Source organism: Sphingomonas sp. CD22 (genome assembly GCF_034556155.1).
Taxonomy (GTDB): Bacteria; Pseudomonadota; Alphaproteobacteria; order Sphingomonadales; family Sphingomonadaceae; genus Sphingomonas.
The window spans coordinates 345,225-364,806 of record NZ_JAYDYX010000002.1; the positions used below are offsets into that span (position 1 = coordinate 345,225).

22 protein-coding genes are annotated in these 19,582 nt (G+C 69.7%); 7 read left to right on the forward strand and 15 right to left on the reverse strand.

The features are described from left to right. Positions 1 to 36: 36 nt before the first annotated feature. From SFC76_RS04955 to SFC76_RS05005, 11 genes are all read right to left on the reverse strand, one after another. The gene (locus SFC76_RS04955; RefSeq protein WP_322848371.1) at positions 37 to 657 is read right to left on the reverse strand and encodes a MarC family protein; all 621 of its coding nucleotides are present in this window, start codon (positions 655 to 657) and stop codon (positions 37 to 39) included. Continuing rightward, positions 654 to 1,520, reverse strand: a complete 867-nt coding sequence (folD, locus tag SFC76_RS04960) for a bifunctional methylenetetrahydrofolate dehydrogenase/methenyltetrahydrofolate cyclohydrolase FolD (protein WP_322848372.1) — start codon at positions 1,518 to 1,520, stop codon at positions 654 to 656. Before folD ends, SFC76_RS04955 begins: the two co-directional genes overlap by 4 nt. Next, entirely contained in the window at positions 1,517 to 1,819 is a 303-nt protein-coding gene (locus tag SFC76_RS04965) for a DUF167 domain-containing protein (RefSeq protein ID WP_322848373.1), read from the reverse strand. Before SFC76_RS04965 ends, folD begins: the two co-directional genes overlap by 4 nt. Positions 1,820 to 1,829: 10 nt before the next feature. Beyond that, complete coding sequence (locus tag SFC76_RS04970) at positions 1,830 to 2,141, reverse strand: YggT family protein (RefSeq protein WP_038664261.1); 312 nt, start codon at positions 2,139 to 2,141, stop codon at positions 1,830 to 1,832. A gap of 33 nt (positions 2,142 to 2,174) precedes the next feature. Continuing rightward, positions 2,175 to 3,209 carry a Holliday junction branch migration DNA helicase RuvB gene (ruvB, locus tag SFC76_RS04975; protein WP_322848374.1) on the reverse strand — a complete coding sequence of 345 codons (1,035 nt, stop codon included), beginning with the start codon at positions 3,207 to 3,209 and terminating at the stop codon, positions 2,175 to 2,177. Further along, entirely contained in the window at positions 3,206 to 3,421 is a 216-nt protein-coding gene (locus SFC76_RS04980) for a type II toxin-antitoxin system HicA family toxin (RefSeq protein ID WP_322848375.1), read from the reverse strand. The genes ruvB and SFC76_RS04980 overlap by 4 nt, the downstream gene beginning before the upstream one ends. Next, a complete protein-coding gene (locus tag SFC76_RS04985) occupies positions 3,414 to 3,620 on the reverse strand; it encodes a type II toxin-antitoxin system HicB family antitoxin (RefSeq protein WP_322848376.1) in 207 nt (68 codons plus the stop codon). The genes SFC76_RS04980 and SFC76_RS04985 overlap by 8 nt, the downstream gene beginning before the upstream one ends. Positions 3,621 to 3,936: 316 nt before the next feature. Further along, entirely contained in the window at positions 3,937 to 4,533 is a 597-nt protein-coding gene (gene ruvA, locus SFC76_RS04990) for a Holliday junction branch migration protein RuvA (RefSeq protein ID WP_322848377.1), read from the reverse strand. Further along, positions 4,530 to 5,036 (reverse strand): crossover junction endodeoxyribonuclease RuvC, encoded by a 507-nt coding sequence (gene ruvC, locus SFC76_RS04995; protein WP_038664248.1) that lies wholly within the window; start codon positions 5,034 to 5,036, stop codon positions 4,530 to 4,532. Before ruvC ends, ruvA begins: the two co-directional genes overlap by 4 nt. A 181-nt stretch (positions 5,037 to 5,217) precedes the next feature. Further along, positions 5,218 to 5,961 carry a YebC/PmpR family DNA-binding transcriptional regulator gene (locus tag SFC76_RS05000; RefSeq protein WP_322848378.1) on the reverse strand — a complete coding sequence of 248 codons (744 nt, stop codon included), beginning with the start codon at positions 5,959 to 5,961 and terminating at the stop codon, positions 5,218 to 5,220. 29 nt (positions 5,962 to 5,990) lie between these two features. Further along, positions 5,991 to 6,530, reverse strand: a complete 540-nt coding sequence (locus SFC76_RS05005) for a DUF1003 domain-containing protein (RefSeq protein ID WP_322848379.1) — start codon at positions 6,528 to 6,530, stop codon at positions 5,991 to 5,993. Positions 6,531 to 6,644: 114 nt separating this feature from the next. Here SFC76_RS05005 and SFC76_RS05010 point away from each other — a divergent pair, with 114 nt between their 5' ends. Next, positions 6,645 to 8,111: an ATP-binding protein gene (locus SFC76_RS05010; protein WP_322848380.1), complete on the forward strand. Its 1,467-nt coding sequence runs from the start codon at positions 6,645 to 6,647 to the stop codon at positions 8,109 to 8,111. Between the two features lie 212 nt (positions 8,112 to 8,323). Here SFC76_RS05010 and SFC76_RS05015 read toward each other — a convergent pair whose 3' ends face one another. Continuing rightward, positions 8,324 to 9,256, reverse strand: coding sequence for a DUF808 domain-containing protein (locus SFC76_RS05015; protein ID WP_322848381.1), 933 nt, complete (start codon positions 9,254 to 9,256; stop codon positions 8,324 to 8,326). Between the two features lie 148 nt (positions 9,257 to 9,404). Between SFC76_RS05015 and SFC76_RS05020 the strand changes: the two genes are divergently transcribed. The 3 genes from SFC76_RS05020 to SFC76_RS05030 are packed head-to-tail and all read left to right on the forward strand — an operon-like array spanning position 9,405 to position 12,440. Continuing rightward, complete coding sequence (locus SFC76_RS05020; protein WP_322848382.1) at positions 9,405 to 11,465, forward strand: S9 family peptidase; 2,061 nt, start codon at positions 9,405 to 9,407, stop codon at positions 11,463 to 11,465. Continuing rightward, complete coding sequence (locus SFC76_RS05025; RefSeq protein WP_322848639.1) at positions 11,462 to 12,031, forward strand: DedA family protein; 570 nt, start codon at positions 11,462 to 11,464, stop codon at positions 12,029 to 12,031. The genes SFC76_RS05020 and SFC76_RS05025 overlap by 4 nt, the downstream gene beginning before the upstream one ends. A gap of 10 nt (positions 12,032 to 12,041) precedes the next feature. Continuing rightward, a complete protein-coding gene (locus SFC76_RS05030) occupies positions 12,042 to 12,440 on the forward strand; it encodes an acyl-CoA thioesterase (protein WP_322848383.1) in 399 nt (132 codons plus the stop codon). 6 nt (positions 12,441 to 12,446) lie between these two features. On the opposite strand, the gene SFC76_RS05035 is transcribed toward SFC76_RS05030, so the two are convergent. From SFC76_RS05035 to SFC76_RS05045, 3 genes are all read right to left on the reverse strand, one after another. After that, complete coding sequence (locus SFC76_RS05035; RefSeq protein ID WP_322848384.1) at positions 12,447 to 13,109, reverse strand: hypothetical protein; 663 nt, start codon at positions 13,107 to 13,109, stop codon at positions 12,447 to 12,449. A 72-nt stretch (positions 13,110 to 13,181) separates the two neighbouring features. Continuing rightward, on the reverse strand, positions 13,182 to 15,029 hold the full coding sequence (locus tag SFC76_RS05040) for an AsmA family protein (RefSeq protein ID WP_322848385.1): 1,848 nt from the start codon (positions 15,027 to 15,029) through the stop codon (positions 13,182 to 13,184). A 73-nt stretch (positions 15,030 to 15,102) separates the two neighbouring features. Beyond that, on the reverse strand, positions 15,103 to 15,264 hold the full coding sequence (locus SFC76_RS05045; RefSeq protein WP_322848386.1) for a DUF1674 domain-containing protein: 162 nt from the start codon (positions 15,262 to 15,264) through the stop codon (positions 15,103 to 15,105). Positions 15,265 to 15,350: 86 nt separating this feature from the next. On the opposite strand from SFC76_RS05045, the gene SFC76_RS05050 reads away from it, so the two are divergent. The 3 genes from SFC76_RS05050 to SFC76_RS05060 all read left to right on the forward strand — a co-directional run bounded on the left by SFC76_RS05050 (position 15,351) and on the right by SFC76_RS05060 (position 19,566). After that, positions 15,351 to 16,634, forward strand: coding sequence for an RsmB/NOP family class I SAM-dependent RNA methyltransferase (locus SFC76_RS05050; RefSeq protein WP_322848387.1), 1,284 nt, complete (start codon positions 15,351 to 15,353; stop codon positions 16,632 to 16,634). A 497-nt stretch (positions 16,635 to 17,131) separates the two neighbouring features. Next, positions 17,132 to 17,803: a ribulose-phosphate 3-epimerase gene (rpe, locus tag SFC76_RS05055; protein WP_322848388.1), complete on the forward strand. Its 672-nt coding sequence runs from the start codon at positions 17,132 to 17,134 to the stop codon at positions 17,801 to 17,803. Further along, positions 17,800 to 19,566, forward strand: a complete 1,767-nt coding sequence (locus SFC76_RS05060; protein WP_416222383.1) for a heparinase II/III domain-containing protein — start codon at positions 17,800 to 17,802, stop codon at positions 19,564 to 19,566. The genes rpe and SFC76_RS05060 overlap by 4 nt, the downstream gene beginning before the upstream one ends. Positions 19,567 to 19,582: the final 16 nt, after the last annotated feature.

A 19,582-nucleotide genomic window follows, 5' to 3' on the forward strand; every position in this document is an offset into this window, starting at 1 on the left:
GGCGTGACGGAGGGGAGGAAAGGGGTACGTCTGCCGCTACCGCAGGCTCACCTGCAACCCGTCCATCACGAATTGCACCGCCAGCGCCGCGAGCAGCACGCCGAGCAGCCGCGTAATCACCGCCTCGATCCGCGCGCCGAGCAGCCGCATCAGCGGCCCCGCCGCGAGCAGCGCCACCAGCGTCAGCAACAGGATCACCCCCATCGCCGCGAGCACGACCAACGTCGCCTCGATGCCGTTGGTGCGCGCGACGAGCAGCATCACCGAGGCGATCGAGCCCGGCCCGGCGATCATCGGCATCGCCATCGGAAAGATCGACACGTCGTCCGCCTCGGGATCGTGCGCGACCTTGGCGGCGCGATCCTCGCGGCGCTGCGTGCGCTTCTCGAACACCATTTCCAGCGCGATCAGGAACAGCATGATGCCGCCGGCGATGCGGAAGCTCGCCAGGCTGATGCCAAGCCCGCGGAGCAGCGCCTCGCCCGCCAGCGCGAACACCAGCAGGATGACGGTCGCCACCCCGACCGCGCGGATCGCCATCGCGCGCCGCTGGATGGGGGAGGCGCCCGCCGACAGGCCGGCATAGATCGGCGCGCAGCCGAGCGGATCGATGATGACGAAGAAGGTGATCAGCGTCGAGACGAACAGCTCGATCACAGCATCGCCTCTAGCCGCTCGCGGCGGCACGCCGAGACATAGGTGTTGCGGATCAGGCAGGCGATCGTCATCGGCCCGACGCCGCCCGGCACCGGCGTGATCGCGCCCGCCACCGCGCTGGCCGCGGCGAAATCGACGTCGCCGACCAGCCCGTCATCGGTGCGGTTGATGCCGACGTCGATCACGCTCGCGCCCGGCTTGATCCAATCGCCCTGGATGAAGCGCGGGATGCCGACCGCGGCGACGACGATATCCGCCATGCGCAGATGCGCGGCGACGTCGCGCGTGCGGCTGTGGACGATCGTGACGGTGCAGCTCTGCTGGAGCAGCAATTGCGCCATCGGCTTGCCGACGATGTTCGACCGGCCGACGACCACCGCCTCCATCCCCGACAGTTTCGGGTGGATATCCTTGAGCAGGATCAGGCAGCCGAGCGGCGTGCATGGCACGAACCCTTCCGCGCCGATCGCGAGTCGGCCGGCATTGACCGGGTGGAAGCCGTCGACGTCCTTGTCGGGATCGATCGCGAGCAGCACCGCCTGCGCATCGATATGAGCGGGCAGCGGCAATTGGACAAGGATGCCGTCGACCGCGGGATCGGCGTTGAGCTGCGCGACCAGCGCGAGCAGCGTCTCGGCTTCGGTATCGACGGGCAGGCGATGCTCGAAGCTTGCCATGCCGGCGTCAAGCGTCGCCTTGCCCTTGTTGCGGACATAGACCGCCGAGGCGGGGTCCTCGCCGACCAGCACGACGGCGAGGCCGGGCGCGCGGCCGGTGGCCTCGCGGAAGGTGGCGACATGGGCGGCGACGCGGGTGCGCAAGGCAAGGGCATGCGCCTTGCCGTCGATGATCGTGGCGGTCATGCCGCGGTCTCATAAAGCGCGGCGGCGATTTTCGCCAGCGCGGCGGCGTCGCCCGCGACGTGCAACCGCTTCAATCGCGCGGTATCGCCGCCGACCAGCGTGACGGCGCGTTTCGGAACGCCGAAGGTGCTGGCGACCAGCGCGATCAGCGCGGCATTGGCCTTGCCGTCGACCGGCGCGGCGGCGAGGCGCGCGGCGAGATGCTCTTCGGTGCCGGCGGCGATCGCATCGCGCCCGCCGCGCGGCGTCACCCGGATCGCGACGAGAAGACCGTCGTCGCGGATCGTCCACGCCGGCATCGGCGGCGGATCAGACCGCGCCGTTGACCAGTAGGCTGGTCGCGATGTTCGGCAGGATGACGCTGTCGAGGATGCGGATGATGATCAGCACCACCAGCGGCGCAAGGTCGATGCCGCTGATGTTGGGCAGGATCCGCCGCAGCGGCCGGTAGAGCGGCTCGGTCAGCCGATCGAGGCCGTAATGCAGTTGGCTGACGAAATTGTTCGAGGTGTTGATCACGTTGAACACGATCAGCAGCGACAGCACGAACTGGATCATGATGATCCACCACAGCACGTTCAGCAGCACCTGGATGATCTGGATAAGGGTAAGCGCGATCACGCGAGGCTCCGGGATAAGGGACTGGCGCCCGACCTAGCCGGTCTGGGGCGCGTCGAACAGGCCGTCCTGCGATCCGGCGGGCGGGTTGAGGCCGAGATGCTTCCAGCCGCCGGCGTTGAGCACGCGCCCGCGCGCGGTGCGCGCGACGAGGCCGAGCTGGATCAGGTAGGGCTCGATCACCTCCTCGATCGTATCACGCGGCTCGCTGAGCCCGGCGGCGAGCGTCTCGACGCCCACCGGTCCGCCGCGATAGATGTCGGCGATCATGTGCAGATAGCGCCGGTCCATCGCGTCGAGCCCGAGCGAATCGACCTCGAGCCGGTTGAGCGCACGGTCGGCGGCGGCGCGGTCGACGGTCGGCGTGCCGGCGACATTGGCGAAGTCGCGCACCCGGCGCAGCAGCCGCCCGGCGATGCGCGGCGTGCCGCGCGCGCGGCGGGCGATCTCGCTCGCGCCATCGGGGGCGATGCCGAGGTCGAGCAGCCCGGCGGCGCGCGTGACGACGCGGGTCAGCTCCTCGACGGTGTAGAATTGCAGTCGCACCGGAATGCCGAACCGGTCGCGCAGCGGCGTGGTCAGCAGCCCCTGCCGCGTCGTCGCGCCGACCAGCGTGAACTTGGGCAGGTCGATCCGCACGCTGCGCGCCGACGGCCCCTCGCCGATCATCAGGTCGAGCGCGCGATCCTCCATCGCCGGATACAGCACTTCCTCCACCGCGGGTTGCAGCCGGTGGATCTCGTCGATGAACAGCACGTCGCCGTCCTCGAGATTGGTGAGCAAGGCGGCGAGATCGCCCGATTTGGCGATCACCGGGCCGGAGGTGGCGCGGAAGCCGACGCCCATCTCGCGCGCGATGATCTGCGCCAGCGTCGTCTTGCCGAGCCCCGGCGGCCCGAAGAACAGCACGTGATCGAGCGCATCGCCGCGCCCGCGCGCCGCCTCGATGAACACGCGCAGATTCTCGCGCGCCGCCTGCTGCCCGACGAATTCGTCGAGACTGCGCGGGCGGAGCGCCGCATCGACGTCCTCGGGACGGCGGCTGGCGGAGAGAAGACGGTCGTCGGTCACTGGGCGGCCAACAATTCGTCGATCGTCACGCCGGCCTGACGGAGCAGGCTTGCCAGCGTGTCGGTCTTCACTTCCTTATGGAGGGGAATGACGCAGCCGACCTCGCCACGACGCAGGACGACATGACTGCCGCGCTGCCTCACCTGTTCGAAACCCAGTCGTTCCAGCATCCGGATGATCTCCGCACCCGACAAGATCGGAAGCTTAGGCATGCACCGCGACATCGAAGGTGGTTACGAAGGGCGCTGCACGCGTGGCCATCGGGAATTCCTCAAGATACAGTTCGACGGCCTCACGCAGATTGGCCAGCGCCTCGTGGATCGTCTCGCCCTGCGTCGCCGTGCCGGTTTCCGGGTTGAAGGCGGTGAAGCCCCCCTCGTCGGCATGGCTCAGAATTGCGGTCACGTGCATGCAGGCCTCCTCGGCAATTTATTCGCAGCTACTTCGGCCATTTGCACGGCGCCAGTGTGCAACCGAACCGTCAGCCCCGCTCAATGACGTACGTCCGGGTCGTCGGCGATGAGCCGGGCGATGATCGTATGCCGGTCCAGATCGATGACAGCCGATGCGATCCCTTCGCCCTTCAGAACCTTCACGCGTTCCGCGCCGTAATGGTCGTCTCGACCAATCTAGATTGCAACGCATGGACCAGCCGGCGGGGAGACGTGCCGCTACGCTATGTTCCCGATATAGTCCCGTTTTGCCGGAGCGTCCAGCAATGCGGCCGCTACTTCGCCGCCTTGCGCAGCGCCAGCCGCACCAGGGCGTCGAGCGTCGCGAACGGCCCTAGGTCCTCTTCCGCCGCGCCGACCGCGCTCGCCGCTTCGGCGGGGCGGAAGCCAAGGTTGAGCAATGCCGATACCGCATCCGCCGCCGCGCCGGCCGGCATGACCTGCGCCGCCGCCGCCGGGCCGAGCGCCACCATCCCGACCTTATCCTTCAATTCGCGCACGATCCGCTCGGCGAGCTTCGGCCCGACGCCGTTGGCACGCGCCACCATCGCCTTGTCCTGCGCAGACACCGCGCGCGCGATCTCCGCGGTGTCCAGCGCCGACAGGATCGCCAACGCGACCCGCGATCCCACGCCCTGCACGCCGGTGAGCAGCCGGAACCAGTCGCGCTCCTCGGCGCGCGCGAACCCGACGAGGCGGATCGCATCCTCGCTGACCAGCATCTCGGTATGCAGCATCGCCGCCTCGCCGACCGGCCCGATCGCCGCCAGCGTCCGCGCCGAGGCGCCAATGAGGTAGCCGACCCCGCCGACGTCGATCACCGCATAATCTATCCCGGTTGATTCGAGCCGGCCTTTCAGATGCGCGATCATGCGGTTACCCGCGCCCGGCGCGCCATGCCTTGCGCTGAGGCGAGGTGGTGCGCATGTGTAATCGCCACCGCGAGCGCGTCGGCTGCATCGGGTCCGGCGAGTTTCGCGCCGGGCAGCAGCACCGCCATCATCGCCTGGATCTGCCGTTTCTCGGCGCCGCCGGTGCCGACCACTGCCTTCTTGACGGTCGAGGGATGATATTCGCCGATATGCAGCCCGTTGCCCGCCGCGGCGAGCAGCACGACGCCGCGCGCCTGCCCCAGCTTGAGCGTCGACTGCGCATTGGTGTTGCCGAGAACTTCCTCGACCGCGGCGCCGTCGGGCCGTTCGGTGAGGATCACGTCGATCAACGCGGCATGCAGGTTCGACAGGCGCCGCGGCAGCGGCATCGACGGATCGGTGCGGATCTGCCCGTTGGCGATGTGCGACAGCCGATTGCCGTCGGCATGGATGACGCCCCAGCCGGTTGTGCCGAGCCCGGGATCGAGGCCGAGAATAATCAGCGTGACGCTCCGGGGGCAGGAATAGTGATCGAGACCACATTGTTCGGGTTCGGAATCATCAACATGATGGCTCCGCTAGTGATTCCGGCCAGCCCCCAGGCATATGCCCGCCGACTAAGGTCGCCAAAGCCCCGCGCAAAACAATATATCGCGGCAGCGAGGCCCAGCCAGAACCAAGGGTTCAACCCAGTCTCTCCATCACCTCGTCGGAGACCTCGTAATTGCCCCAGACGGTCTGCACGTCGTCGTCGTCGTCGAGCATGTCGATCAGCTTGAACAAGGTCGCCGCATCGCCCTCGTCGACCGACACCATCGTCTGCGGCCGCCAGGCGAGCTTGGCGCCCTCGGGCTCGCCGAGCACGGGCTCCAGCGCCTTGGCGACCTCGTGCAGGTCGCCGACCGCGGTCCAGATCTCGTGGCCGTCCTCCGACGAGGTAACGTCCTCCGCGCCCGCTTCCAGCGCCGCCTCGAACACCTTCTCGGCATCGCCGGCGCTCGCGGGATAGTTGATCAGGCCGACGCGGTCGAAGGCGTGGCTCACCGATCCGCTCGCGCCGAGGTTGCCGCCGTTCTTGGCGACCGCGGTGCGCACGTTGGTCGCGGTGCGGTTGCGGTTGTCGGTCAGCGCCTCGATGATCAGCGACACGCCGCCGGGGCCGAAGCCTTCGTAGCGGATCTCTTCGTAGCTCTCGGTATCGCTGCGGCTCGCCTTGTCGATCGAGCGCTGGATATTGTCCTTGGGCATCGACTGCGCCTTGGCGGCGTTGACCGCGGCGCGCAGCCGCGGGTTCATGTCGGGGTCGGGCATCCCCATTTTCGCCGCCACGGTGATTTCGCGGCTGAGCTTGGAGAACATGCCCGAGCGCTTCTTATCCTGCGCGCCCTTGCGGTGCATGATGTTCTTGAACTTGGAATGGCCTGCCATGACTGCCTCTAGCGAATAATCCTGTGCCTTTAGGCGGTGGGTACGCTTTTCGCCAGAGCGTCGATCTTCGCCTCCAATGCGCCGAGCCGGTCGAGCACCACGCCGTCCAGCTTCTCATGCAGCCGCAGGATGTCGAGCTCGGCGCGCAAATTGGTCTCGTAATCGAGGCTGGCGGCGAGCCGGTCCTTCGCCGCCTGCCGGTTCTGGCTCATCATGATCACCGGCGCCTGGATCGCCGCGACGGTCGACAGCATCAGATTGAGGAAGATGTAGGGGAAGGGATCGAACGCCGCGCCGAAATGCGCCAGCACGTCCGAATTGAGCAGCATCCATCCGATCAACACCGCGGTGAAGGCGATGATGAAGGTCCACGACCCGCCGATCGCGGCGACCCGGTCGGACAGGCGCTCGCCGAAGCTGGACCGCGCGTCGGCTTCGTCGGCGGCGTCGCGGCTGACGATCGTGCCGCTGTCGATGGAGTCGAGGACGCGCCGCTCCTCGGGATCGAGCGCATGGGCGGGTTTGCGCAGCAGGCGCTGGGCGAGATCGGCGAGGGGGAGCTGTGCCATCGGATGCGTCCTTGGTCGGGGCGGGCGGCGGTGCCGTACCGGACGTATCGCCCTGCGGCAACCGGACGCAAAGCGCTTGCCCCGCCCCCCCCGGATACGCCAAACGCGCAACCAATGACCGTCAGCGTAGACATGGGCAGCGACGACCGCGGCGCGCCCGTGACCATGGACCTCGAAGAACTGCTCGCCACCCGGCTGCTCGTCCAGGGCAATTCGGGGTCGGGCAAGTCGCATCTGCTGCGCCGCCTGCTCGAAGGCTCGGCGGGGCAGGTGCAGCAGGTGGTGATCGATCCCGAGGGCGATTTCGTTACGCTCGCCGGGCCGTACGGCCATGTCGTGATCGAGGCGGCGGATTATTCGGTGCCCGAGATCGCGCGCATCGCCACCCGGCTGCGCGAGCATCGCGCGAGCGTCGTGCTCAGCCTCGAGGGGCTGGAGGCGGAGGGACAGATGCGCTGCGCCGCCGCCTTCCTGTCGGCCTTGTTCGATGCGCCGCGCGAACATTGGTATCCGGCGCTGGTCGTCGTCGACGAGGCGCAATTGTTCGCGCCGGTCACGGGCGGCGAGGTCGCCGAGGAGGTGCGCCGCGCGTCTTTGTCGGCGATGACCAACCTCATGTGCCGCGGCCGCAAGCGCGGCCTCGCCGGGGTGATCGCGACGCAGCGACTCGCCAAGCTCGCCAAGAACGTCGCGGCGGAGGCGAGCAACTTCCTGATGGGCCGCACCTTCCTCGACATCGACATGGCGCGCGCCGCCGACCTGCTCGGCATGGAGCGGCGCCAGGCCGACGTGATCCGCGATCTCGCGCGCGGCACCTTCCTCGCGCTCGGACCGGCGGTGTCGCGCCGGCCGATCACGGTGAAGATCGGCCAGGTCGCCACGTCGGCGCGCAGCGGCAGCCCCAAGCTGACCCCGCTGCCGAGCGCGCCGGCGGAGAACCTCCAGCAACTGATCTTCGCGCCGCCGCCCGACGAGGCGCCGCAACTGCCGATGGCGTTCGACTCGCGCCCGCGCCGGGTGCCGGCGGACGAATTGCTCGACACAATCGAGCGGCCGGCGTCGCAACAGACAACGCTGGCGCCGCTGCCCGACAAGTCGGACGACGAGGTCGAGGGCATCTATGCGAACGTGCTGGAGGCGATCGTCGCCGATCGCGATTCGGCGTTGCGCCCGCCGTCGGTGCTGTTCCAGGATTTTCAGGTGCGCTGCCGCATGGCCGGGCTCGCCAAGCCGCCGCTCGACCTGCCCGGTTTCACCCGCCGGCTGTCCGCGGCGCGCGCGGGGATCTTCGACGTCACCGACCCGCAATGGGCTGAGGCGATGGAACTCGCTTATTCGCTGCCCGACGACATGATTGGCGCCTTCTTGCTGGTCGCCCGCGCTGCGAAGAGCGGGGAGCCGTGTCCGTCGGATACGGCGCTGGCGGAGACCTACGGGACGAGTTCGCTGGGGCGGGTGCGGCGGCTGATCGGCTATATCGAGAGCCGTGAATTGTTCGTCGCGCGGGTGGATCTGTCGGGAAAACGTTCGATCACGATCCCGCGATTGGGGTGGACCACGGCGGCGAGCGAGGCAGGGTAAATCCTCCCCCGCCAGGGGGAGGTGGCAGTGCAAAGCACTGACGGAGGGGGAGGATACGGTAAGCCCGGCGCTTGCGGAGACGCCCCCTCCACCACCCGGCTACGCCGGACGGTCCCCAGTGCAGGGTTGGATTGCCCCCGGCAATCCAAGATCATGCCGGGGGCATGATCGACCCTGCAATCCCGCTGCGCGAGGGAGGAATTTGCGCGGGCTCAATGCCCCTTGCGCGGCAGCAGGTGGAGCAGGCCGACGATCGCGCCGCCGACGATCAGGCCGACGATCCCCGATCCCACCGCGGTCACCACCCAGTTCACCACCCCCGGCAGCACGCCGACCGCATGCGCCGCGCCCTCGGCGGCGGCGTGGAGCGCGTGGGGCAGGCCGGTCACCCCGAACGCCTCCATGCCGTGGACGATGATCCCGCCGCCGACCCAGACCATCGCCGCGGTGCCGATCAGCGACAGCGCCTTCAGCACCACCGGCATCGCCGCGACCAGCCCGCGCCCGAACGCCTGCGATCCCGCGCCCGGCTTCTGCGCGAGATGTAGGCCGATATCGTCCATCTTCACGATCAGCGCGACGATGCCGTAGACGCCGACGGTGATCGCGATCCCCACCAGCGCCAGCGCGATGGCCTGGTTGACCAAGGTCTGCCCGTTCAGCTCGCCCAGGGCGATCGCCATGATCTCGCCCGATAGGATCAGGTCGGTACGCACCGCGCCCGACACCTGCCGGTCCTCCAGCGCCTTGGGATCGGTCTCGATCGCGGCATCCTCGCCATGGCCGTGGCCGGTGAGCCCGCCGACGATCTTCTCCGCCGCCTCGAAGCAGAGATAGGCGCCGCCGAGCATCAGGATCGGCGTGATCGCCCAGGGCGCGAGCGCGCTCAGCACCAATGCCGCGGGCAGCAGGAACAGCAATTTGTTCTTGAGCGACCCCAGCGCGATCTTGCCGATGATCGGCAGTTCGCGCGCCGGGCTCAGCCCGACGACATAGGTCGGCGTCACCGCGGTATCGTCGATGACGACGCCCGCCGCCTTCGCGCCCGCCTTGCCCGCCGCGCCGGCGACGTCGTCGAGGCTGGCGGCGGCGAGTTTCGCCATCGCCGCGATATCGTCGAGCAACGCCACCAGTCCGCCGGCCATGTCCAATGTCCCCCGATTGTCCGGGGAGCAGCCATGGCGGCGGCGGCGGAACGGTTCAATAACCGAGGTGTTTCCGCTTTGTTGCTCGGCTGCCCGATTGCGCGGGGAAGGGCATGACGGCTCCCGATCGCGCAGCTAAGGCAGGAAGATGACCGATATCACGCCGCCCGTCGCCGCCCGGCGCCCGCACAGCTTCACCACGCACGGCATCACCATCGAGGATCCCTATGCCTGGCTGAAGGACCCCGACTATCCGGAGGTCGCGGACCCCGACGTGCTCGCCTATCTTGCGGCGGAGAACGCGTATTTCGAAAGCGTGATGGCGCCGCACCAGCCGTTGGTCGACCGGCTGTACGAAGAGATGAAGGCGCGCATCAAGGAAGACGAATCCTCGGTGCCGCAGAAGGACGGCGACTGGCTCTACTGGACCGCCTACGAAACCGGCGGCCAATATCGCAAATGGTGGCGCAAGCCCGTGGCGGGCGGTCCCGACGAGCTGCTGCTCGACGAACCCGCGCTCGCCGAGGGCAAGGAATATTTCCGGCTCGGCGCCTTCGCGATCAGCAACGACGGCCGCCATCTTGCTTATGCGATCGACGACAGCGGCGCGGAGCGGTTCGAGGTGCGCGTCAAGAACCTCGCCACCGGCGCGCATCTGCCCGAGGTGATTCCCGGCATGCTCTCCGACATCGTCTGGACCAGCGACGATGCCGGCTTCCTCTACGGCCTCGCCAACGAACAATGGCGCACCGACAATGCCCGCTTCCACCGGCTCGGCACGCCGGTGAGCGACGACGTCGAGCTGTTCCACGAGGAGGACGAGGGCTATCGCGTCGCGGTCGCCGAGACCAGCGATCGCCAGTGGCTGGTGATCGGCACCGGCGACCATGTCACCAGCGAGGTGCGGCTGCTCCCGGCGAACGACCCGCTGGCGACGCCGATCCTCGTCGCCCCCCGCCTGGAAGGCCGCGAATATGACGTCGACGCGCATGACGGCACGCTGTTCATCCACACCAACGACACCGATCCGATGTGGCGGCTGTGCACCGCGAGCATCGATGCGCCCGGCGAGTGGCACGAGCTGATCCCCGCCGACGCGCATTTCTACATGACCGGCGTCGAATGCTATCGCGACTTCTTCGTCGTCGAGGGGCGATTGGACGGGCTCGATCAGATCGCGATCCACCGCTACGACGCGCCGACCGAGCCGCAGCGTATCGCCTTTCCCGAGGCGAGCTATGCCGCCGGCCTCGGCGACAATCCCGAATATGCCGTCGACACATTGCGCCTCGGCTATGAATCGATGGTCACGCCCGGCACCGTCTACGATTACGACGTCGCCACCGGCGCGCTGGACGTGCTCAAGGTGCAGGAGATTCCCGCCGGCTATGACGCTGCGGGCTATCGCACCGAACGGCTCAAGATCGCTGCGCGCGACGGCACCGAAATTCCGGTGTCGATCGTCTATCCCGCGGGGTTCGAGCGCGACGGGTCGCAGCCGCTGTTCCTCTATGCCTATGGCGCCTACGGCTATGCGATCCCGCCCGGCTTCTCGACCGGGCGGCTCTCCTTGCTCGACCGCGGCTTCGCTTATGCGATCGCGCATATCCGCGGCGGCGACGATCTCGGCCAGCAATGGTATCACGACGGCAAGCTCGACAAGCGCACCAACACGTTCAACGATTTCGTCGACGTGGCGGAGGGGCTGATCGACGCCGGCTGGACCAGCGCCGGCCGCATCGCCACCGCCGGCCGCTCGGCGGGCGGCGAGCTGATGGGCGCGATCGTCAATTCCGATCCCGAGCTGTGGGGCGCGGTGATCGCCGACGTGCCGTTCGTCGACGTGCTCAACACGATGCTCGACGCCGATCTACCGCTCACGCCTGGCGAATGGCCCGAATGGGGCAATCCGATCGAGGACAGAGCGGCGTTTGAGCTGATCCGCAGCTACAGCCCGTACGACAATGTCGTCGCGCAAGGATATCCGCCGATGTTCATCTCGGGCGGGCTCAACGATCCGCGCGTGACCTATTGGGAGCCGGCGAAATGGGCGGCGAAGCTGCGCGCCACCAAGACCGACGATAACGTGCTGCTGCTCAAGACCAATATGGGCGCGGGCCATGGCGGCAAGTCGGGCAGGTTCGAATCGCTGCGCGAGGCCGCCGAGGAACATGCCTTCGTGCTCTGGCAGCTCGGGATCGACCGCTGAGCATCGAGACGCTCATCGCCCAATACGGGCTCGCCGCGGTGTTCCTCGGCGCGGGGATCGAGGGCGAGACGATGGTGCTCGCCGGCGGGCTGTTCGCGCATGAGGGGATGCTGTCGCTGCCCGGCGCGATGATCGCCGCGGCGACCGGCTCGTTCGTCGCCGACCAGGCGTTCTTCGCCGCCGGGCGACGCTTCCGCAACCATCGCTGGGTGCAGCGCGCGCAGGCCAAGCCTGCCTTCGCCAAGGCGCTCGACACGCTCGAACGTTATCCGATCGGCTTCATCTTCCTCTTCCGCTTCCTCTACGGACTGCGCACGGTCAGCCCGATCGCGATCGGCACCACCCATGTGCCGACGCGCACCTTCCTGTGGATCAACGCGATCGCCGCGGCGATCTGGGGGGTGCTGTTCACCAGCCTCGGCTATGTCTTCGGCACAGGCATCGCCGAATTGCTCGGCCGCTATCGCCCGCATGGCCGGCAATGGCTGTGGGTGGCGCTGGCGGCGGTGGTGCTCGGCACGCTGTTCGCCGCCTTCCGCTGGTGGCGCCGGCGGCGGCAGGCATGACGGGGCGGCGATGAGCGGCCGCTTCACCCTGTCGATCACCGCCGCGGCGGACGACATCGACGAGCTCGGCCACGTCAACAATGCGGTGTGGGTGCGCTGGATCCAGGACATCGCCGTCGCGCATTGGGAGGCGGTCGCGTCGGCGGCGGACCGTGCCGCTTTGGTCTGGGTCGTCACCCGGCACGCGATCGACTATCGCGGCAACGTCGCCGCCGGCGAGACGGTGACGGGGGAGACTTGGGTCCCCGAGCCGCCCAAGGGCGCGCGCTTCGACCGCCACGTCCGCTTCACCGGCGCCGACGGCAAGGTGAAGGTGGAGGCGGTCACCACCTGGGCATTGCTCGACCGCGCGACGGGCCGGCTGCTGCGCGTGCGGCTCGAACTCGCCGCGCCCTTCCTCGACCGCTGAGCGGCGTCAGAGCCGGCCGAACACCGCCTCGAATCCCGCGCGGTCGCCCGCGGCGAGGAAGCGCGCCTGTTCGATCCAGCGATCGCGCGTGATCCGCCCGGCGAACGGCCCGAGCTGCGCATCGAGCCGCATCGCCTCGTCGTCGCTCAGCGCCGCGACCTGCCCGACCGTGGTGATGCCCATCTCGGCCAGCCGCGCGGTGAGCTTCGGCCCGAGCCCCTTCAGCGTCCCCACCGGCGCATCGGCCGGCGATTCGCCCGCCGGGGCGGGTGCGGGGGCCGGGGCAGGAGCGGGAGCCGACACCGCCTCCACCGCCGGCGCGGCGTCGAGCGGCGCGGCGGCGGCGATCGGTTCGTCCGCCAGCGGATCGCGGGCCGGCTCGGCCGGCGCCGCATCCTCCGCACGCCGCGCCAGGGGCGGGGGCGGGGCCTGCACAGGCGTCGGCACCGGTTCGGCGGGTGCGGCGGCGACCACCTCCTCGTTGTGGGTTTCGATATGGCGTTCGGCGGCCTTGCGCCGCGCCTTCAGCCGCGCGCCCCAGACGATCGCCGCGATCACCAGCAGCGCGAAGATCGCCAGGACGGCGAGATGCGCGATGGTGAACGCGTCGGTGCTGTCGGGCAGGAGGCTGGCGCCGGTGGCGCCGCCGGCGGAGGCGGTGTCGTTCATGCCGGCGACCCTACCCGCGCCGCTACGGCACGGCGAGCGGAAACGTCAGGGGGATCGATCGAGCCCGCCCCCCTATCGCAGCGCCCGCGCCACCAGCCCGCCGCAATCCGCATCCACCGCGCTCGGCCCCTGCCGGCCGGTGATCGCGCGGCCGATCGCCTTGAAGATGTTGCCGACGGACTTCACCTCCGCCGGCACGGTCAACCGGGGATCGCTCAGGCTACCGGTCACGAACGCCGATCCCGGCAGCCGCAGCAGGCTGTTCCCCTTGGGCGCGCCGGTCAGCCGCAGGTCGATCCGCTCGTCGGGGAAGCGCACCGTCCCCGTGCCGCGCAACTGGCTCGCGCTGGTGTCGACCACCAGCGGCGCCGCGGTGCCGCGCCCGCCGCGCACCGGCAGCGCCAGCACGAGGCAGCGCAGCCGCGCGCTGTCGCCGCCGCCGGCGAGCAGGGCCCGCCCCGCGTCGAACCCCAGTGCCGCCGCATAGCGTGCCGGCAGGCTGCCGTCGCGGATGGTAAAGCCGATCCTGCCGTCGGATCGCCCGATCGCCGCGCGGATCGTGTCGCCGCGCCCGCGCAGCCGCGCCAATGCCTCGACCCGCCCGGTGAACGCGCCCGCGGCACCGTCGAACGCCTCCACCCGCGTGCCGACCAGCCGCAGGTCGACCGCCAGCGTCGGCGTCTTCGCCCCGCCGCGCTGGTCGACCGTCACGCTGCCCCGCGCCGTCCCGCCGGCGAGCCGCACGGTCAGCGGCGCGACCCGCAGCCGCTGGTGGTCGAGCGCCAGCACACCGTCGATCCCCGTCACCGACGTGCCGCCGCCGTGGCTGAACACGCGCGCGACGTGCACCGCGATCCGCCCGTCGGTCCGGTCGATGTTGGTTAGGTCGATGCGGGTGTTGGGCACCAGCCGCGGTCCGATCGCGCGCTCCAGCGCGGCACCCTTGGCGAGCCCCTCGTCCGACGAGAGGTCGTCGAAGTCGAACCGCCTCGCCGTCACCGCGCCGTCCAGCTTGGTGCGTCCGTCCTGTTTGTCGACGGTGACGTGACCGGCGATGTCGGACCGGCCGATCGTGCCGTCGAGGTCGGTGACGATCCACCGCGGCGACGCGTGGCGGACGTGCGCGGTCAGCGCCACCGGCTGCGTCCCGAACAGCCCCGCCTCGATCACCGCGTCGATCAGCCGAAGGTCGGCGGCGCGCGCCGCGACGTCGAGCGTCATCGCATCGGTATCGAGCGGCCGGTCGGTCGTGCCCGTCGCGCGCATGTGCAGCGCGGCGCCGTCGATCGTCGCGGTGAACGCCCACGGCCCCGCCACCGGCTGCGCGACCGAGGCGCCGGTGAGCGCGATCCGGACCGGCGTGCCGCGGATCGTCCCGCTGCCGCTGGCGCGCAAGCCCTTCGCGTCCGATGCGAAGGCGACGCGCGCGCTGCGCTGCCGTTTGTCGTCGCGATAGGCGATGATGCTGTCGCTTACGGTCAGCCCTTTGAGATCGTTGGACGATCCGCCACGCTCGGGTTCGCCGGGTCGTGACCAGTTGGTCCGCCCGTCGGCGGCGCGCACCAAGGCGAGCTGCAATCCGTCGACGACGATGTCGCGCGGCTTGAACGTGCCGGTCAGCAGCGGCCACACCGGAAAGCTGACCCGCGCCTCGCGCAGCCGCAGGAAATCGCCGCCGCCCGCCCAATCCGCCTGCGCGATCCGCACCCCGCGCACCGCGATCGTCGGGGTGAAGCCGAACCCGTCGGTCCGCGTCATCGCCGCGATCGTCACCGGCCGCCCGAAGCGCTTGCTCAGCCGGTCGGCGACGACGCTTTTGAGCATCCCGAACGGAAAGGCCGCGATGACGAGCAGCGCGGTCAGCGGTACGACCGCGGCGATGGTCAGCAGGAGGAAACGCCTGCCCGGCCTCACACCCATTGTTCGGCCCGAGCCGGAAGGCATCCTAACATGCATCATGGACGCGCATCAGGCCGACATGGTTCCGAAATGGTCAGAAGTCGATCGCGATACCCTTCAGCTCCCAATCGCCATAGCGCGTCGGATCGAGCCCGAGCGGGTCCGGCTGCGCGGATGTCTTCGCCTCCGGCTGCGGCACCGGCGGATTGCGGCTCAGATAGGCGGGCGGCTTCACATGGTCGGGACGTTGGCCCATCGCAGCTCTCCGGTCTAAGGGGTGGATTCCATAACGGTTCCCCATATCGTCCCCTCATATCGTCCTCGCACCCAGGTAAGACAAGTTTGCCCCGTCCCAAGACCAACGATTCCGACGCGCTCGGCACCCCCTCCCGCCGCGCCGCGCTGCGCCTGCTCGATGCGGTCCTGCGCCGCGGCGAGCCGCTCGAACAGGCGCTCGTCGCCGCGACGCGCCACGTCTACGGCCCGGACCGCGGCCTCGCGCATGCCATCGCCGCCGAGGTGCTGCGCCGGCTGCCCGATCTCGACGCGCTGATCGATTCGGTCACCGAACGGCCGCTGCCCGACGATGCCAAGGCGCGGATGGCGCTGCGCATCGCGCTGGTCCAGGCGCTCGTCCTCGGCACGCCGCATCATGCCGCGATCGCCACCGTGCTGCCGCTGGTCGACGGCGGTCCGCGCAAGCTCGTCCATGGCGTGTTCGGCGCGATCGTCCGGTCGGGCGTGCTGCTTCCCGAAATCCCGGCGCTGCCGCCGCTCGCCGAATCGCGCTGGGAGCGCGAATGGGGCGCCGAGATGATCGAAGGCGCGGCGCTGGCGATCGCCGCCCCGCCGCCGCTCGACGTCACGCTCGCCGATCCCGCCGAGACCGACCATTGGGTCACCGAACTCGGCGGCACCAGTCTGCTGCCCGGCCACGTCCGGATCGCCGACGCCGGCTCGGTCACCGATCTGCCCGGTTTCGCCGAGGGCCGCTGGTGGGTGCAGGATATCGCCGCCTCGCTGCCCGCGCGACTGCTCGCCGACGCCGCGCACGGCAGCGCGATCGACCTGTGCGCCGCGCCCGGCGGCAAGACGCTCCAGCTCGCCGCCGCCGGCTTCACGGTGGCGGCGGTCGACGTCTCCAACGCGCGCATCAAGCGGCTGCGCGAGAACCTGTTCCGCACGCGGCTGAAGGCGGAGGTGATCGCCGCCGACGTGCTCAAATGGGCGCCGGTCGAGCCGGCCGACGCGCTGCTGATCGACGCGCCGTGCAGCGCCACCGGCATCTTCCGCCGCCACCCCGACGTGCTCCACCGCGTCCACCCGCCGATCATCGAGGAGATGGCGGCGCTGCAGGCGCGCCTGTTCGCGCGCGCCGCCGACTGGGTGAAGCCCGGCGGCACGCTCGTCTTCGCGACGTGCAGCCTCGAACGGCAGGAAGGCGAGGACCAGCTCGCCCGTTTCCTGTCCGCGCGCCCCGATTATGCGATCGACGCGCCCGACGCGGCGCTGCTGCCGGCGGGCATCCCCGTCCACCCCGACGGCTACGTCCGCACGCTGCCGGGCATGCTGACCGCGCAAGGCGGCTGCGACGGCTTCTTCATCGTCCGGCTGAAACGCGCCTGACCCATTCCTCCCCCTGGCGGGGGAGGAATGAGCCGTCCCCAGCACCTGCGCGGGCGATCCCGCTTGAAGCCTTCGTCTATGATGACGTCGGACGATCACCCTGGAAAACCTGTCACCCCGGACAAGTCCGAGACCTCAGCGAAACTATCTAAGTGCTCCTGCGAAAGCAGGAGCGCAGGAGTCTCGATCGCCGTAAGGCGTTGGTTTGCTTGGCCCTGGGCTCGTGCTGCCGCAGGAGCGCCGGCGGACATCGGGCTGTTACCCCCAAGCCCGTACCCCGGACCCGCCGGGGGTAGACGTTCGTTGCGTCTCAATCCGACTTTCGCACGAGACTCGAACACGTTCGAAGCGGCGGAGCAGATGCGGCGGCAGTGCGACCCCCACTCACCCCTCATGCGATACCCCTCCCACGGCCGCCGCAGAATTGGTTAACCCCGCGCCCATTCCGCCCCCCAAGCGCATTGTAATAGAAGGACAGGCGGTTAGAGAGAAAGGCCATGCAACCGGTCCGTATCGCTCCCTCCATCCTCTCCGCCGACTTCGCCAAGCTGGGCGAGGAGGTCCGCGCGATCGATGCCGCGGGCGCCGACTGGATCCATATCGACGTGATGGACGGCCATTTCGTCCCCAACATCACGATCGGCCCGGCGGTGGTGAAGGCGCTGCGCCCGCACACCATTAAGCCCTTCGACGTCCATCTGATGATCTCGCCGGTCGACCTTTATCTCGACGCCTTTGCCGAGGCTGGCGCCGACGGCATGACCGTCCACCCGGAGGCCGGGCCGCACATCCACCGCACGATCCAGCACATCAAGGGGCTGGGCAAGCGCGCCGGCGTCGTGCTCAACCCCGGCACCCCCGCCAAGATGCTCGATTATCTCATCGACATGGTCGATCTCGTGCTGGTGATGAGCGTCAATCCGGGCTTCGGCGGCCAGAGCTTCATCGACAGCCAGCTCAAGAAGATCGCGGCGATCCGCAAGATGATCGACCAGACCGGCCGCGCGATCGATCTCGAGGTCGACGGCGGCGTCGATCCCGTCCACGCCGCGCGCTGCGTCGCCGCCGGCGCCGACGCGCTCGTTGCCGGCACCGCCGCCTTTCGCGGCGGCCCGTCCTGCTACGCCGCCAACATCGCCGCGCTGCGCGGCACCCCGGCGGCGGGATGAACGACCTGTCGCCGCTCCCCGACGCGCCTTTCGCCGAGACCCTCGCCGATTCGCCGCCCGACGGGATCGAGGAGGGCAAGCGCCTGATGCGCGTCGGCGGCGATCGCGGGCTCAGCCTCGCCGAGCGCCTGTCCGAACGGCTGCACAAACTGACGTGGCGCACGCCGATCCACGGCATGCGGCTCAAGGGGCGCTATCCGCTCAAGCTGATCGCCGTGCCCGACGACCCCGTCATCGGCGACGTCCGCCGCGGCCAGGCGATGCTGCGCGGCGATCTCACCTTCCGCGGCGAGACGCATCCGATCGACACCCTCGCCTTCAAGCGCGGCGAATGGGGCAAGCCTTTCGCCGATTACGTCCACAGCTTCGCTTGGTTGCGCGATTTGTCGACGGTGGCGACCCGCGCGCAGGGCGCGCCGATCGCCGAGGCGCTGATGGCGCGCTGGCTCGGCGATTATGCCGAGCGCGTCGATCCGCTCGCCTGGCGCCCCGATCTGTGGGGCCGGCGCCTGCTGTTCTGGACCGCGCATGCGCCGCTTATCCTGTCGTCCACCGATCTCGTCTATCGTTCCAGCGTGCTCAACACGCTGGCGCGCGGCGCCCGCCATCTCGATCGCGGCGCCGACAAGGCGCCGTCCGGCGCGCCGCGCATCGCCGCCTGGTGCGGCGTCGTCGCGGCGGGGCTGCTCATCCCCGGCGGCGATCCGCGCCGCAGCTTCGGCGAGGCGGGGCTCGCCCGCGCGCTCGCCGGCGGGCTCAGCGAGGATGGCGGTTCGGTGTCGCGCAGCCCGGTGATGCTGCTCGATACGATCATGCTGCTCGCCATGCTGCGCGAAACCTATGCGGCGCGGCGAGAGGAGATGCCCGCCGCGGCGCAGACCGCGCTGACCCGTGCCGTGCCGGCGCTGCTCGGCGTCACCCATGGCGACGGCATGCTGTCGAGCTGGCAGGGCGGCGGCCCGGCGATGCCCGACGCGCTCGCCGCGGTGATCGCCGCCAGCGGCGTGCGCACCCGGCCGCTGCGCCAGGCGCGCGACTGGGGTTATCAGCGGCTCGCCGCCGGGGGCGCGGTGCTGATCGTCGATGCCGCGCCGCCGCCGATCGCCAAATTGGTCGAGGGCGGCTGCGCCTCGACGCTCGCCTTCGAATTTTCGGACGGCGAGACCCGGCTGATCGTCAATTGCGGCGGCGCGCGCGCCGCGGTGCCGCAGCTGCCGGCCGCTTATGCCGAGGGGCTGCGTACCACGGCGGCGCATTCGACGCTGGTGGTCGGCGATTCCAACTCGACCGCGATCCTCGCCGACGGCACGCTCGGCCGCGGCGTCGCCGAGGTCGAATTGTCGCGGCAGGAATCGGACGTCGCCAGCCGCATCGAGGCGAGCCACGACGGCTATGTCCGCCGCTGGGGCTTCCTCCACCGCCGCCAGCTCATGCTGACCGGCGACGGCAAGGAATTGCGCGGCGAGGATGCGCTGCTGCCGCAGGGCCGCCGTCGCAAGCTCGGCGTGGTGCCGTTCGCGGTGCGCTTCCATCTCGGCGCGCAGGTCGAGGCGTCGCCGACCGCCGATGGCCTCGCCGCGCTGCTCCGCCTGCCCGGTGGCGCGCTCTGGCAGTTCCGCTGCCGCGGCGGCACGCTGACGATCGAGGATTCGCTGTGGATCGACGGCGAGGGCCGGCCGGTTCCGACGCAACAGCTCATCGTCAGCGGCGAGGCGCCGGCGGGCGGCGCCAACGTGAGCTGGGCGCTCAAACGCGCGATCTGACCTGTTCGGACGCATG